Here is a 14,764-nt window from a genome sequence, read left to right on the forward strand (position 1 = left end):
GATTGATATGAGTACGCGCCAAAGCTTCTGAAAGTTGCATAAAAAAATCCGATGACAAGGGGTCATCGGATTTTGATCCTTTCAGTGAGATCGTCAAGCGATCTGTCTTAACTGATCGGCATTAGGCCAAGGCCGCTTTTTTGTTTATTTGTTTAATGATTGGGGAAACACATCAGGTCTTATGCGTTAGTTGCATTAGTTGCATTAGTTGCATTAGTTGCATCAGTATCAGTGTTCGCTGCTGTATCAGTCTCAGCCACTGGCATCGGCCAACCCCCTAAAGCTTTCCAGCGATTAACGATATAACAAAATAGCTCGGCGGTACGTTCGGTATCATAGAGCGCTGAATGAGCCTCTTTATTATCAAATGGTATGCCTGCCATCATACAGGCTTTAGCAAGAACGGTATGACCTACAGCCAACCCTGCTAACGTTGCGGTATCTAAAGTTGCAAAAGGATGGAAAGGACTACGCTTTAAATCGCAACGCTCGATGGCCGAACTGACAAATCCATGATCAAAGGCGGCATTGTGAGCAACGATAATACTGCGGTGACAGCCAACGGCTTTCTGCGCCTTTTTGACTTCTTTAAAAATCGTGAGAAAGGCCTCTTTCTCACTCACCGCACCACGCAAAGGGTTGGTTGGATCTATGCCATTAAATGCCAGTGCTTCAGGTTCTAAGTTGGCACCCTCAAACGGCTCAATATTAAAGTGCAAGGTTTTATCAATACTGAGTTCACCGTGACTATTCATTTTTAACATAGTGACGGCAATTTCTAAAAGTGCATCTGTTTTGCAATTAAAACCGGCGGTTTCTACGTCAATGACGACAGGGAAGTAACCACGAAAGCGGTTTTTAAGAAGGTTTGCGTCTAAAGAGTCACTCATAGTAAAGCCTGATAAAAAAACGGACGGCTATTATGCGCAAACCAATTGCCACTGTCATGCTCGAATGACTAATATTTGTGCTAAAGAAAAGAAAAATTATGCCGATAGCACTATGTAAGTGATTTTGGGAGCGATTACATGAACGTAAAAGCAAGTTTGGTGTTGTCGTTGTTAGTGGGGCTCGTGCTATCGGTACCCGCTAAAGGCGAATTAAGACATTATGTGGCGAATTTGGATCAATCGGCTTGGCAGTTAAGTCGCAGCAGCCCCATAGAATGTCGCCTAGAGCATGACATTCCTGCCTATGGCACCGCGGTGTTCACCAGTATCGCCAGCAAAGAGCTCAATTTATTGTTCACTTTGGATATGTGGAATAAACCGGATGAAGTCACCCAAGCCACGTTGATGAGTCGGCCACCGGCATGGCGTCCTGGTGCGAATACCAAGCACCTATCTGAATTAACTTACCAACGTTATTTTAATGGCGAAGTGCCTAAACGGGCGGCATGGAATATGTTGACTGAGCTTGAGCAAGGCATGGAACCGACCTTTTATTATGCGGACTGGCATAATCGGAATAACAAGGTGGCGGTAGGCTTATCCGCGGTCAATTTCCAGCAACGCTATCGTCAATTTAAGCAGTGTATGGCTGGTTTACTGCCATACAGTTTTGATGATATCGCGTTTACCGTATTAAATTATGAGTTTGATAGTACGCAATTGAATCCATTTTCTAAGCAACAGTTGGCTAGAATCGAAGAATACTTACGTTATGATCCGAGCTTAGAGTTAGTGTTGGTCGATGCCTATACCGACAGTTATGGTGGTCGCGGCATTAACGATAAAGTGTCATTGTCTCGGGCGACAAACGTCAAAGATTTCTTTATTGCTCAAGGGATTGAACCTCAAAGGATCCTTACGGTCGGTCACGGTGAACGACGTCACGTGGCAAATAACGATAACAGTGATGAACGTGCCCGAAATCGGCGGGTGGTGATCCGGATCAGCAAATAAGCGTTATCTGGAATAAAAACCTTGCTTGGCAAGGTTTTTTTTTGCGCGCAAAAAAAAAGCCCACTTAACTATAAGTGGGCTGCAAAAATTAGTATTGCAATCAACAAATTGAAGGAAGGAAGTCAAGCATAAGAACCAGGGAGTTATTAACGGGTTGGGTACCCATTAATAAAGATTCTTCGTTTTCAATATCCATAAGCCTATGAACACTTCCTGAAAACTGGCGCCATTGTACGTTTTAGCGGAAATTCGACAACCGAAAAAAATTACCATATAGCATGAGAAAAACTAATGAAATAAAAGGTGATCTTCTTCACTATAGTCATTTTTTCACTTAACAAATAGTTTGTTATCCACTGTTTCTGCATAAAAAATCAGATTGCAAGCATTAGTAATGTTGCGCAAATATTACTAAAGTTTATTGGCGCGTTCTTTTCTGAATCTAGGCTTAATCCCCCTGGCTATTGCCTTCAGTTTTTCGCTCAGTATAGTAATGCCATCACCTGCAATCTTTGACCGACAGTCACAGGTGCTGACTGGGGTTGAAAATGCACTGAGATTGATTGCCCGTTCAAAGGCGTAGACCCGAAACCGGCCTGATAGAGCCGTCGAAATAATACAGGATGTCATCATGAAATCGTCAATTTGGATAAGGCCTAGTGCCTTAGCACTTACCTTTGCTGCAAGTTTGGCCGCTTGTCAGCATCTTCCTGAAAATACACAAACTTCTGCAGCTGCTCGCGAGTATCCTGCGACGGCCAAGCAGCCTTTGGTTGAAACGCTGCATGGTGTCGCGGTCGCTGATCCTTATCGTCACCTCGAAGACAGTAGTAAAGCGACTGAGGCGTGGGTAAAAGCTCAGCAAATTTATGGGGATGAGTATCTGGCCGCGATTCCAAACAAGCAGTCGATTATTGATCGCATCACCGAGTTATGGGATTTCGAAAAAATTTCGGCGCCGTTTGAACATGGTAATCATCAATTTCAGTTCCGTAATGATGGATTGCAGTCGCAGTCTGTGCTGTATGTGACCCCCGTTAATGGTGATATGCGGGTGTTATTAGATCCGAATAAATTATCAGAGAATGGGACTGTTGCTTTGTCAGGCATTGCGGTCAGTCGTGATGGAAACACTTTGGCATACGGGGTGTCTAAATCGGGTTCTGATTGGCAAAGCTGGCATTTTATTGATGTCGCAACAGGCGACAAACTGGGGGATGAACTTGAGTGGATCAAGTTTTCTAGCGCCAGCTGGGATAAAGATAATCAAGGGGTGTATTACTCTCGCTACGATGCCCCTGCGGGTGGCGATGTGTTAGCCGATGTGAATTTTAACCAGAAAGTGTACTACCACAAAATGGGAACGCCGCAATCTCAAGATAGACTGGTCTATGAACGCCCTGATTTTAAAGAATGGGGCTTTGGTGCCAATGTTTCAGACGATGGTGAGTATTTATTGTTATCAATTTCACAAGGAACCGACCCGCGTAATCGAGTCTTTTATCAAGCACTCAATCAGCCGAATGCTGATTTTGTCGAGTTACTGCCCGATCTTGAAGCGGAATACATATTCCTTGGCAATGATGGTAGCCAGTTTTATTTTAAAACGGATTTAGAGGCGCCCAATGGCAAAGTGATTGCGATTGATATCCATCGTCCAGAGCGCCAACATTGGCAAACGATCATTGCCGAATCTGCTGACCCAATTAATCAAGTGGCAATTATCAATGATCACCTTGTTGTCAGTTCTCTGCATGATGTGCTTGGGCAAGTTGAGATTTACAGTCTGGCTGGCGAAAAGCGTCAACAGCTGGAATTACCTGGTAAAGGGGCGATAGCAGGTCCTTATGGTAAGCGCAGTGGTCAATATTTTTATTACAGTTATAACAGTTACATCCAACCCCCGAGTGTGTACAAGTACGACTTTATCAACGGCCAGACCAGCTTAATTGCGCAGGCAAAAGTGGCCTTTAATCCTGATGATTATGTGTCTGAGCAAGTCTTTTACACCAGTAAAGACGGGACAGCGGTCCCCATGATGATTTCCTACAAGAAGGGGCTTAAGAAAAATGGGGATAATCCCACCATGTTATATGCCTATGGCGGTTTCTCTCTGTCGATGACACCGAGATTTAATCCGGCCAATATTGCTTGGATGGACTTAGGCGGCATTTATGCTGTGCCGAGCATTCGCGGCGGCGCTGAATATGGCGAGGCCTGGCATAAAGCGGGGATGTTAGATAAAAAACAAAACGTTTTTGATGATTATTATGCCGCTGCAGAATACCTCATCAACGAAAAATACACTTCACCATCAAAGATGGGCGCTTATGGACGCAGTAACGGTGGCTTACTTATGGGGGCAGCACTGACCCAGCGACCAGAATTGTTTGCCGCAGTGTTACCCGCGGTCGGTGTGCTTGACATGCTTAGGTTTCAAAAGTTTACGATTGGCTGGGCGTGGACCAGTGAGTATGGAAGCAGTGATGATAAGGAGCAGTTTGCCACCTTATTAGCTTACTCTCCTTATCATAATCTCACTTCGCGCGAGTATCCGGCAACTATGGTGATGACCGCTGATCATGATGATAGGGTGGTGCCTCTGCATAGCTTCAAATTTGCGGCCATGATGCAAGAAATGCAGCAAGGTAATGAGCCGGTGATCATGCGGATTGAATCCAATGCTGGCCATGGCGCAGGAAAGCCCACCTCGATGCGCATTGCTGAGCAAGTCGATATTTATGCCTTCTTATGGCACAGCTTTGGATTAACCTTGCCGGAGAGGTTGCACTAATTTTGACCTAAACGCTGGGAAATACAGCTTTTCCCAGCGTGTTATTGTTTAGCTTGGATCATTCACAAGCGCTAGTGCTACAGGTATAGTAAGCTCACCATTAATCCTTGGTTTGTATGACTCACTTATGTTTATTTGGCCCATATCTGTTTATTACGAAGACACGGATGCCGGTGGCGTCGTGTATCATGCCAATTATCTAAAATTTTTTGAACGGGCCCGCAGCGAATGGTTAACCTGTGTCGGTATTTCTCAGACCCAATTGCTCAAGGATGATCTGGCATTTGTGGTGAAACGTGCATCTTTGGATTTTATTTGTCCAGCGCGCTTTGAACAGAAACTGGCAGTACATTCTCAAATAACTGAAATGACACGGACTTCAATCAAATTTACGCAACGACTACTGGATGACAATTCAGTCTGTTATTGCGAAGCTGAGGTCTTAGTGGTGTGTGTTCAGTTATCCAAAATGCGCCCTAAAGGTATCCCATCATTTATTAAGCAGGAGTTGTTAAGTGCACGCTGATATGTCGTTTATCGGATTATTTATGCAGGCGAGTTTATTAGTTAAATTCGTCATGTTGACCTTGTTGGCATTATCGATTGTGTCTTGGGGCGTGATTTTTCAACGCAGAGCTTTACTCACTAGCACCCGCCAACAGTCGTTGCAATTTGAAGATAGGTTTTGGTCGGGTGTGGATTTAGGTCGTCTTTATCAAGACTTATCGACTCGCACGAATCCAGATCTTGGATTGTCTAATTTATTCGTCAGTGGTTTTAAAGAATATTCTAAGCTGCGAGGGCTTAATAATCGGGTACCTGATGCTGTGATGGACGGCACGTATCGAGCGATGCGAGTGAGCTTAAACCGTGAACTTGAAAAACTAGAATCCCATCTTTCACTCTTGGCGACAATAGGCTCGACTAGCCCTTACATAGGTCTATTCGGTACGGTTTGGGGGATTATGAATGCCTTTATCGCGCTTGGCGCGGTAGAAAATGCCACATTAGCCATGGTTGCCCCTGGTATTGCTGAGGCTTTGATTGCTACGGCGATGGGGTTGTTTGCGGCGATCCCTGCGGTCATTGCCTATAACCGCTTTACTGCGCAGGTCGAAAAGCTCGAGATGTTGTATGCCAATTTCATGGAGGAGTTCACCAGTATCTTACATCGCCAAGCCTACAGTGAACGGGATACTGACCAATGATCCCCGCTTACCAACGTAAACGTCGGCGACCCGTGGCCGAAATAAACGTCGTACCTTATATCGACGTGATGCTGGTACTCCTGATTATCTTTATGGTGACGGCGCCGATTGTGACCCAGGGCGTTAAGGTTGATTTGCCTCAAGGCAAAGCTGAAACCTTGCCTGCGGATAGTAAACCACCGGTCGTTGCCTCAATTGATGCGGCGGGTGAGTACTTTTTAGATGTGGGTGCTAGCCAATCTCGGGAGCCTTTAGATTTAGAGCAAATGGCGATCAGAGTCGCTGCCATTATTCAGTTGGAACCAGAGCGTCCAGTAGTGGTCAAAGCCGATAAGAATATTCCTTATGAGCGTGTGATCCAATTGATGGTGACTCTGCAACAAGCTGGTGTACCAACCGTAGGGTTAATGACTGATCCTGTGGAGAATAAATAAGTGTCTTCTAAAACAAGCCTAACCTGGCCGATGGTGATTTCGGCAGGGTTGCATATTACCGTGATTGCGATTTTGATCATTGGCGTAAAATTTGAAAGTAAACCGCCTTTGCCTCAGCCAAGCAGTGCACCGGCCTTGCAAGCGGTGGTGGTGGATCAACGACAAGTGACTGCTCACGTTGAGAAGTTAAAACAACAAGAGTTAGCAGAGAAACGTAAAGAGCAGGAGCGTCAAAATAATTTAGATAGACAAGCAAGGCTTGCTCGTGAAGAACGTCAGCGTGAGCAGCAAAGAATAAAACAACTGCAACAAGAGCGAGCTAAGAAGGAACAAGAAACCAAACAAGCCCAGGCTCAGGCAGAAGCTGCAAAACTCAAGCAGCAGCAAGAAAAGGCGAAGGCAGATAAAGCAGAAGCGGTTCGAATTGCCAAAGAGGCTGAGCGTAAAGCGGCTGAAGCGGCAGCCTTAAAAGCTGAGCAAAAGCGTAAAGAGCAAGAAGTCGCGGCTGCCAAAGCGGAGGCTGAACGCAAACAGCAAGAAGCTGAGCGTAAGCGACAACAAGAGGCAGAACGTAAGCGCAAGGCTGAAGAGGCGGCGCGTTTGGAACAAGAAAATCTGATGCAACAAGCATTAGCTGAAGAACAAGCGGCATTGTCTCAAACCCGTAACCGGCAAGTGATGTCAGAGGTTCAGCGCTTTACCGCCATGATCCAGGCCACTATCCAGCGAAATCTAGTGGTCAATGACAGTATGCGGGGCAAAAGCTGTACTGTGTATTTGCGGTTGGCTAACGATGGTTATGTGACGGCGATCCGAACGGTCGGCGGCGATGCTGTTGTGTGCCGCGCCACAGAAGCGGCGATCAATAAAGCGGGGCGTTTGCCGGTATCATCCCAAGCGGATGTATATGAGAAGATGAAAGAAATTAATTTAATGGTGCAACCGGAATTTAAGTAAGGGAGTTTCATGAAACGTTTGTCTCAACTAGTTGTACTTTGGGCGTTTATGTTGGTTACACCGGCAAATGCTGCGCTGGATATTGTGATTACCGAGGGGGTTGATGCATCTCGACCAATCGCGGTGATGCCCTTTGTTTGGCAAGGCGCAGGCCCCGCGCCACAGCAGATCGCTGATGTAGTGACCGCTGACTTAGCCCGTAGCGGCAGTTTTAAACCTGTGGATGTTCGCAGTTTGCCCCAGCAAAATATCAAGGATATTAGTCAGTTTAAACCGGCGTTGTGGTCAAGTGTCGCCGCTGAAGCTTTGGTGATTGGAGCAATCAAGCCTTATGGCGATAACCAATATTTGGTGAGTTTTGAACTGATTGACTTGCTGAAAACCCAAATGCAGCAATCAGGGGCCAATCTCAATAAAGCCGATTTATTGATGGACAGCCGAGAAACTGTGATTAGTGAAGCCCAGTTCCGCCAGTATGGTCATCGTATCAGTGATATTGTCTATGAAAAGCTGACGGGCGTTCGTGGGGCATTTTTGACTCGCATTGCTTATGTGGTGGTGGATCATAAACAATCTTCACCCTATCAATTAATGATTGCTGATTATGATGGGTATAATGAGCAAATGTTGCTGCGCTCGCCTGAGCCGTTAATGTCTCCCGCTTGGTCTCCAGACGGTCGTCAATTGGCGTATGTCAGCTTTGAAAATAAGCAGGCAGAAATTTTCGTTCAGGATATTTATAGCCAGCAGCGTAAGAAGGTCACCAGTTTTCCTGGGATCAATGGTGCGCCAGTTTTTTCTCCTGATGGCAAACAGCTAGCTGTGACCTTATCTAAGGATGGTCAACCTGAGATTTATGTTGTCACTATTGCCACTGGTGCGATAAAACGCATTACTAATCATTATGCTATTGATACTGAGCCTTCATGGTTTCCGGATGGCAAGTCTTTACTATTTACCTCTGAGCGTGGCGGTCGACCACAACTTTATCAGGTTAATTTAGCGTCGGGTAAAATTAGTCGTATGACATTTGAAGGAGAATGGAACCTAGGCGGTTCAATTACCCCTGATGGCCGCAGTATGGTGTTTGTTAATCGAACCAATGGTAAATACAATATTGCTCGCATGGATCTCGATACACGGTTTATGCAAGTGTTAACTTCAACCCGATTGGATGAGTCGCCAAGTGTTGCCCCCAATGGCAGCATGGTGATTTATGGCACGACTCACAACGGTCGACAATTACTTGCGGCAGTGTCGATGGACGGTCGCTTCAAAGCAAGATTGCCAGTCGGTGAGGGTGAAGTGAAATCTCCATCATGGTCACCGTTTCTATAATTGAATAACAAGGAATAACAAATGCAATTGAATACTCTTTTAAAAGCGATGGCTGTAAGTATCCCATTACTTACCTTGGCTGCGTGTAGTTCAACTTCTGAGTCTGAATTGGACTCATCGTCTTCGACTTCGCAGGCGGGTCAAGAAACTGGCTTGACAAATAATGGCGTAGAAACCGGTGGCGTAGCTCCGATGCTAAGTCCGGAGGAACAACAGAAGCAAAAACTGGAAAATTTGCGTAAAGAACACATCATTTACTTTGATTTCGACCGCAGTGATATCCAACCACAGTTTGCGGAAATCATTCAAGCCCATGGTGAATACCTGCTCGAGCATCCAAACGTACGTGTATTAATTGAAGGGCATTCTGATGAGCGTGGTACACCAGAATACAACATTGCGTTAGGTGAGCGTCGTGCTCAAGCAACTGCTAAGTATTTGCAGAGTATGGGGGTTCAACCGAGTCAGTTGACACTTGTCAGTTATGGCGAAGAAAAACCATTGGACTTGTCTCGCACTGATGAAGGTTTTGGTAAGAATCGTCGAGCAGTATTGGTGTATTAATTCAAAGGAAGAGTGCAATGAAGAAGTCCTTAATTGCGACCTTGCTCTGCGCCAGTTCAGCACTAGCAATCGCGGCTCCAGCGCCAGTGGAAGACCTGGGTTCTGGCAGCAGTGATCAGCGATTACAGCGAATTGAGCGTATAGTAAAAGCGAAACAGCAAGCTGACTTTGCGCTACAACAGCAAGTGGATCGCCTCCAACAAGACGTACAAGATTTGCGTGGCTTGATTGAACAACAAAATTATCAATTAGAGCAGATGCAACAGCGTCAGCGACAATTGTATGACGACATTGCTAAGTTACAGCAAGGCGCGGCGGCTAAACCTGTGGCCGTGTCGGCGGCAAGCGTTGCGGTCACGCCGACTTCAACCGTTGCAACCTCGACGTTAGGTGAAACTGCAAGTTATGAAAATGCGGTCAATTTAGTGTTGAAGCAACGTCAATATGATCAAGCGATCCCGGCGTTTAAGCAGTTTATTGCGACGTATCCGAAATCAACCTATGCTGCCAATGCGAACTATTGGCTAGGACAGCTGTTATATAACAAGGCTGAGTTGGCTGACGCAAAAGTAGCATTTGATACAGTGGTCACTGATTTTCCTCAATCTAATAAACGGGCTGATAGTTTAGTGAAGCTTGGATTGATTGCGGAAAAGTCTAATCAAGTGCCATTGGCTAAAACCTTATATACTCAAGTGAGTAAAGAATACCCTGACTCATCTGCAGCAAGAATCGCGGCGCAACAATTGGCCGGCCTTTAATAATATCGCAGCCTAATGGCTGCGATATTTCGTTATATTTCTGTACATCTTTTAGATAAAAGATGGTGAATTTCGATATTTTTTGTCTAAAGTGAAGGATAAATATCTAAAAAATAAACTGTTAGATTGTTTTTGCGGCAAACAGTTGGAAAATGGGAATTTGCACTTGCATGGGAATTTGAAAACGGTATTATAGGCGCCCTCAGAACGGCTCAGGTCGCAAAGAGAAAGGGAAGGTGTGTTTGATAGTCTTTCCTTGGTCGTGTGCATAGCTCTGACGTTTGCAATAGTGGCGAGAGAGTCGTTGAGTATAAGTCATCAATAGATAACTTTAATTCAGCATCACACATCACTGGCTTGCAGTGTAAAACAAGAAATACCATATGGGTCGTTAGCTCAGTCGGTAGAGCAGTTGGCTTTTAACCAATTGGTCGAAGGTTCGAATCCTTCACGACCCACCACTTTCCTAATAGTGGCTAAAGAAATAGGCAATAGATGGGTCGTTAGCTCAGTCGGTAGAGCAGTTGGCTTTTAACCAATTGGTCGAAGGTTCGAATCCTTCACGACCCACCACTTTCCTAATAGTGGTTAAAGAAATAGGCAATAGATGGGTCGTTAGTTCAGTCGCTTTCTTGTAAAGCCAGGGCAGTTGGCTTTTAACCAATTGGTCGATAGGTTAGAGTCCTTCACGACCCACCACTTTCCTAATAGTGGCTAAAGAAATAGGCAATAGATGGGTCGTTAGTTCAGTCGCTTTCTTGTAAAGCCAGGGCAGTTGGCTTTTAACCAATTGGTCGATAGGTTAGAGTCCATTACTGCACGCCACTTTCCTAATAGTGGCTAAAGAAATAGGTAATAGATGGGTCGTTAGCTCAGTCGCTTTCTTGTAAAGCCAGGGCAGTTGGCTTTTAACCATCAGTCGATAGGTTAGAGTCCATTACTGCACGCCACTTTTCTATTAGTGGTTAAAGAAATAGGTAATAGATGGGTCGTTAGTTCAGTCGCTTTCTTGTAAAGCCAGGGCAGTTGGCTTTTAACCATCAGTCGATAGGTTAAGTCCATTACGGCACGCCACTTTCCTATCAATCGCAAGACCCGCGTCAGGTTCGATATTCCTTATCCCGGTTACCTCTTAGATTATCATTCACTAGATACCATTATCATCATTGTACTTTAAAATTCACAGTTCAATATTTGCTATTCGATAATAAATGCTTGGGTATTCAACCAACACCAACGCGCATTTATGATGGTTGGTGAAATTTGATCGTATCAATTCTAATGTTTTTTCAGTTTACTATATTTTCCTATCACGATTTTATCGATTTATGGCTCGTCTGCTTGGCTAATACACTTTGGTACTATAGACCTTTTGCTAATATAGCAATTGACTCATATGGTTCAAAGTGGCACTTGTCCAAATAATAAAGGGGAGAGTGCTATGAATAAAGTACTATGGTCAGGGATAGCAAGTGTTAGCTTGTTATCATTAGCAACTGCGGTGCACGCTGGCTCATTAGATGATACTAAAGTTACCTTTGGTGGCTATGTAAAAGTTGATGTCATGTTTAGTGATTACAGTAATGGCGCGCCAGATTCAGGAAATTTGTCACGTCAGTTTTATGTTCCAGGAACTATTTATGGTGTGCCTGGTAACGGCAAGGAAGTTGTCGATTTTCAAGCACGTGAGTCTCGGTTTAATTTTAAAGCGGTTAATGATATTGATGGCCATAAAGTGACCGGTTTCATCGAGCTGGATTTTATGACTCATGCAGATGGCAATGAGAGAGTTTCAAATAGTTATTCTCCTCGGATACGTCAAGCTTATGTGAGTTATGATAACTGGCTGGCAGGACAAACATGGACGACATTCCAGAATCCGGGGGCCTTGCCAGAGAATCTTGATTTCGTTGGCGCTGCCGACGGTACACCCTTTGTGAGGCAAACTCAGGTTCGCTATACCAATGGTGGCTTCCAGTTCTCATTAGAAAACCCAGAAACTACAATAACACCGTACACTGGTGGTAACAGGATCTCCAGTGGTTCGGGTGTGATCCCCGATGCAGTCGCCCGCTATAATTTTGCCAGCGATAATGGCGCAAAGTTTGCTCTGGCTGCCATTGGTCGTCAATTGAAAGTTGAGCAAGCCGGAATTGATGCCAGTGCCTTTGGTTATGGTGTGAGTTTTTCTGGCGTCGTACCTGTTGGTAAAGATGACTTTAAGTTCACAGCAACCTACGGTGATGGTTTAGGTCGTTATTTAGCACTGAATTATGCCAATGCGGGGGTATTAAACGCGAACGGTGATATTAAGTCGATAAAGTCTTATGCCGGATTTGCAGCGTATCGTCATTGGTGGAATGACCAGTGGCGTACAAGTGTCACTATCTCAGGCTTTAAGGCTGATAATCAAATTGATTTAACTGGGGGTGCAGCCAATAAAGATGCCTATTCGGCATATATTAACTTGTTGTATTCACCAATTAAGCCATTGACTGTTGGTGTTGAATATATGCATGCAAGCAATAGTCGTGAAAATGGTTTTGATGGCTCGTTAGATCGAATCTTATTCTCAGCGAAGTACGTCTTATAAAAAATAAACGGAGGTTAACTTTATTTAGCCTCCGTTTTCTTACTGATTAGAGTAATTGATTATCTTTAACGTATTGCTCAAAATCAGTACAGCCGCCCACATGAATTTTATCGACAAAAATCTGTGGCACGGTTTCAACGGGTTTACCGACAGTCTTTTCGAGATCCGCTTTACTTATTCCTTCAGCATGAATATCAATATACTTAAATTTGAAATCGTCACGCTTTTCAGATAACTGTTCAGATAATTGTACTGCTCTTACACAGTAGGGACAGCCTGGACGACCAAAAATAACAACGTACATAACAGCTCCTTCCTTTTAAGGTTTGTGGATTTATACCACAGCTTGGCTAACTTGCAAACTTAGCCTGATGAGTTTGATACTTGCCTTGATAATCGAAATAATGTTGAAGAAGATCCCAGCCCTTTTTTGACTTTTTTAAGAGCAATAAATCTGGTGCTCTAAAGGTGAACTGATCATTAACTATTTCAGACGCATGGTTATATTTTGGCGGTTTTATGCCAGGGGTTTTTGTGTGGGGGTAAATGAATAAGGCGTAGACAGCCCGAATTTGTGCGGGCGTTTGCATGGCAAATCGACGGCAGTAATCATTGCCATCAAGGTCAAGATAGCGCACGGTGAGTCCGTTGGCATTTTCTTCCAATAGCATTTCATGCACTTTAAACAAATGATGTTGCTGTTTCTTTAATACTTGTTTTAAGTGATTATCTGGGTCAACTAACACAGATTGGCATTGGTGACATTGCCGGGCGGCAATATCATTTTCTCCACCACAGTCTGGACATATCCTTGCTCTAAAGCGGTATTGGCATTGCTGCTGAGTATCTAGTAAAGCTTGGCAACGGCGTCCGTAATGCTCAATGATATCACCGTCATTATCGGTCTTTCCCCAAAAAGTGTTAGCAAAGTGACAGGCAGGGCAATGAACTTGTACTGGTACTGACTGGCTATCAGGTTTGGGTCTACCAATTTCAGGGGCGTAGAGTGAATAGCCGTTAGCGGCATAATCGATGATTAGGCAGTCGGTCTTGTTTGGTGCTAAGCGTAACCCTCGACCGACCATTTGTTGGTAGAGACTCACGGATTCTGTGGGTCTTAATATGGCGATGAAATCGACGTGTGGCGCATCAAAGCCAGTTGTTAGTACTGATACATTCACTAAGTATTTAATTTTTTGTGCTTTAAAGTTAGCAATTATCTGATCGCGGCTGGCAGAGTCGGTCTCTGCGGTGACAATTGCTTTGGGCTCATCCCCAAGTAAATGCAATATTTCGTCGGCATGTTTGACTGTTGCCGCAAAAATGATCACGCCTGTACGAGATGAGGCCAGCGATACAATTTGTTTGATAATAGCGGTGGTGGCTCGCCCGCTAGCATTAATAATATTTGCCACTTGAACCTGATCAAATTGGCCATCGCGACTTCTATCAAGATTACTAAAATTATATTGGGCTTCAATGGCATCAAATACCACTGGTGAGGTCAGATATCCTTGCTTAATCAACGGCCGCAGTGGCAGCTCGAAAATGCACTTGTCAAACACACTGTTATCAAGGTTACCGACCTTGCCATGATAATGATGTTTGTAAATAAACCCATGGCCTAGCCGGAATGGCGTAGCCGTCAGTCCTAAGATCTTAATATTAGGGTTTATTTGACGTAAATGGTTTATAAACAGTTGATATTGACTGTTTTCATCGAGACTGATGCGATGACACTCATCGACAATGACCAAACTAAATGCTTGTGAAAACGCTGACGCTGCCCGGCTGGCGGATTGAATGCTCGCCACGACCGTTTTTTGATGGGTATCTTTACTGTTAAGTCCGGCCGAATAAATGCCTGCTTCTGATGTTAGTAATCCGACTTTTTCTGCATTTTGCGCCACTAACTCCTTAACGTGAGTTAATACCAGTACCCGGCCTTTCGCTAGCCTTGCTAACTGCGCGATCACTATGCTTTTGCCCGCGCCAGTGGGTAAGACCATCAAGGCTGAATCACGACTGGCCCGAAAGTGAGCTATAGCCGCATCGACGGCCGCTTGTTGGTAATCTCGTAGTTGAATCGCTGTCACGGTCATTGGCTATCAAAGAGGGTGCTTGATTGTAATACCATTCATGTGAAATATCTAATCACACAAGTGTCAAATATGCAGCCGTTGATGGCTAATCTTGATTAAGCTTGACGGC

Annotated in this window: 13 protein-coding genes and 6 tRNA genes; 16 read left to right on the plus strand and 3 right to left on the minus strand. The window is 44.6% G+C overall.

Annotation, left to right across the window (positions count from 1 at the left end):
* Positions 1 to 179 precede the first annotated feature (179 nt).
* On the minus strand, positions 180 to 890 hold the full coding sequence (gene rnt, locus KU855_RS02475; RefSeq protein WP_218528776.1) for a ribonuclease T: 711 nt from the start codon (positions 888 to 890) through the stop codon (positions 180 to 182).
* Between the two features lie 138 nt (positions 891 to 1,028).
* On the opposite strand from rnt, the gene KU855_RS02480 reads away from it, so the two are divergent.
* From KU855_RS02480 to KU855_RS02555, 16 genes are all read left to right on the plus strand, one after another.
* Positions 1,029 to 1,904 (plus strand): OmpA family protein, encoded by an 876-nt coding sequence (locus KU855_RS02480; RefSeq protein WP_371316311.1) that lies wholly within the window; start codon positions 1,029 to 1,031, stop codon positions 1,902 to 1,904.
* A gap of 631 nt (positions 1,905 to 2,535) precedes the next feature.
* The gene (locus tag KU855_RS02485; protein WP_218528777.1) at positions 2,536 to 4,698 is read left to right on the plus strand and encodes a prolyl oligopeptidase family protein; all 2,163 of its coding nucleotides are present in this window, start codon (positions 2,536 to 2,538) and stop codon (positions 4,696 to 4,698) included.
* Positions 4,699 to 4,825: 127 nt separating this feature from the next.
* Positions 4,826 to 5,224: a tol-pal system-associated acyl-CoA thioesterase gene (gene ybgC / locus KU855_RS02490; RefSeq protein ID WP_218528778.1), complete on the plus strand. Its 399-nt coding sequence runs from the start codon at positions 4,826 to 4,828 to the stop codon at positions 5,222 to 5,224.
* A complete protein-coding gene (gene tolQ, locus KU855_RS02495; RefSeq protein ID WP_218528779.1) occupies positions 5,214 to 5,906 on the plus strand; it encodes a protein TolQ in 693 nt (230 codons plus the stop codon). The genes ybgC and tolQ overlap by 11 nt, the downstream gene beginning before the upstream one ends.
* Complete coding sequence (tolR, locus tag KU855_RS02500; protein ID WP_218528780.1) at positions 5,903 to 6,340, plus strand: protein TolR; 438 nt, start codon at positions 5,903 to 5,905, stop codon at positions 6,338 to 6,340. The genes tolQ and tolR overlap by 4 nt, the downstream gene beginning before the upstream one ends.
* Positions 6,341 to 7,297 (plus strand): cell envelope integrity protein TolA, encoded by a 957-nt coding sequence (tolA, locus tag KU855_RS02505; RefSeq protein ID WP_218528781.1) that lies wholly within the window; start codon positions 6,341 to 6,343, stop codon positions 7,295 to 7,297.
* 9 nt (positions 7,298 to 7,306) lie between these two features.
* On the plus strand, positions 7,307 to 8,635 hold the full coding sequence (tolB, locus tag KU855_RS02510) for a Tol-Pal system beta propeller repeat protein TolB (RefSeq protein WP_218528782.1): 1,329 nt from the start codon (positions 7,307 to 7,309) through the stop codon (positions 8,633 to 8,635).
* Between the two features lie 21 nt (positions 8,636 to 8,656).
* The gene (gene pal / locus KU855_RS02515) at positions 8,657 to 9,199 is read left to right on the plus strand and encodes a peptidoglycan-associated lipoprotein Pal (protein WP_218528783.1); all 543 of its coding nucleotides are present in this window, start codon (positions 8,657 to 8,659) and stop codon (positions 9,197 to 9,199) included.
* A gap of 17 nt (positions 9,200 to 9,216) precedes the next feature.
* Positions 9,217 to 9,960, plus strand: a complete 744-nt coding sequence (gene ybgF, locus KU855_RS02520) for a tol-pal system protein YbgF (RefSeq protein ID WP_218528784.1) — start codon at positions 9,217 to 9,219, stop codon at positions 9,958 to 9,960.
* A 385-nt stretch (positions 9,961 to 10,345) separates the two neighbouring features.
* Positions 10,346 to 10,421 (plus strand) — tRNA-Lys (locus KU855_RS02525).
* A 36-nt stretch (positions 10,422 to 10,457) separates the two neighbouring features.
* Positions 10,458 to 10,533 (plus strand) — tRNA-Lys (locus KU855_RS02530).
* Positions 10,534 to 10,569: 36 nt separating this feature from the next.
* A tRNA-Lys gene (locus KU855_RS02535) sits at positions 10,570 to 10,659 on the plus strand.
* A 42-nt stretch (positions 10,660 to 10,701) separates the two neighbouring features.
* A tRNA-Lys gene (locus KU855_RS02540) sits at positions 10,702 to 10,785 on the plus strand.
* A 42-nt stretch (positions 10,786 to 10,827) separates the two neighbouring features.
* Positions 10,828 to 10,910: transfer RNA gene (locus KU855_RS02545), tRNA-Lys, on the plus strand.
* Between the two features lie 36 nt (positions 10,911 to 10,946).
* Positions 10,947 to 11,034 (plus strand) — tRNA-Lys (locus KU855_RS02550).
* Positions 11,035 to 11,401: 367 nt separating this feature from the next.
* On the plus strand, positions 11,402 to 12,553 hold the full coding sequence (locus KU855_RS02555) for a DcaP family trimeric outer membrane transporter (RefSeq protein ID WP_218528869.1): 1,152 nt from the start codon (positions 11,402 to 11,404) through the stop codon (positions 12,551 to 12,553).
* A gap of 46 nt (positions 12,554 to 12,599) precedes the next feature.
* Here KU855_RS02555 and KU855_RS02560 read toward each other — a convergent pair whose 3' ends face one another.
* Together KU855_RS02560 and KU855_RS02565 are read right to left on the minus strand one after the other, a co-directional pair.
* Positions 12,600 to 12,857, minus strand: a complete 258-nt coding sequence (locus KU855_RS02560; protein ID WP_218528785.1) for a GrxA family glutaredoxin — start codon at positions 12,855 to 12,857, stop codon at positions 12,600 to 12,602.
* Between the two features lie 46 nt (positions 12,858 to 12,903).
* A complete protein-coding gene (locus KU855_RS02565; RefSeq protein WP_218528786.1) occupies positions 12,904 to 14,655 on the minus strand; it encodes a DEAD/DEAH box helicase in 1,752 nt (583 codons plus the stop codon).
* Positions 14,656 to 14,764 lie beyond the last annotated feature (109 nt).

Source organism: Shewanella sp. NIFS-20-20 (genome assembly GCF_019209865.1).
Lineage (GTDB): Bacteria > Pseudomonadota > Gammaproteobacteria > Enterobacterales > Shewanellaceae > Shewanella.

Bases quoted from the DNA above. Each gene is read 5' to 3' on its own strand.
- rnt (WP_218528776.1), bottom strand. From the start codon at position 890: ATGAGTGACTCTTTAGACGCAAACCTTCTTAAAAACCGCTTTCGTGGT.
- KU855_RS02480 (WP_371316311.1), top strand. From the start codon at position 1,029: ATGAACGTAAAAGCAAGTTTGGTGTTGTCGTTGTTAGTGGGGCTCGTG.
- KU855_RS02485 (WP_218528777.1), top strand. From the start codon at position 2,536: ATGAAATCGTCAATTTGGATAAGGCCTAGTGCCTTAGCACTTACCTTT.
- ybgC (WP_218528778.1), top strand. From the start codon at position 4,826: ATGTTTATTTGGCCCATATCTGTTTATTACGAAGACACGGATGCCGGT.
- tolR (WP_218528780.1), top strand. From the start codon at position 5,903: ATGATCCCCGCTTACCAACGTAAACGTCGGCGACCCGTGGCCGAAATA.
- tolB (WP_218528782.1), top strand. From the start codon at position 7,307: ATGAAACGTTTGTCTCAACTAGTTGTACTTTGGGCGTTTATGTTGGTT.
- pal (WP_218528783.1), top strand. From the start codon at position 8,657: ATGCAATTGAATACTCTTTTAAAAGCGATGGCTGTAAGTATCCCATTA.
- ybgF (WP_218528784.1), top strand. From the start codon at position 9,217: ATGAAGAAGTCCTTAATTGCGACCTTGCTCTGCGCCAGTTCAGCACTA.
- KU855_RS02555 (WP_218528869.1), top strand. From the start codon at position 11,402: ATGAATAAAGTACTATGGTCAGGGATAGCAAGTGTTAGCTTGTTATCA.
- KU855_RS02560 (WP_218528785.1), bottom strand. From the start codon at position 12,857: ATGTACGTTGTTATTTTTGGTCGTCCAGGCTGTCCCTACTGTGTAAGA.
- KU855_RS02565 (WP_218528786.1), bottom strand. From the start codon at position 14,655: ATGACCGTGACAGCGATTCAACTACGAGATTACCAACAAGCGGCCGTC.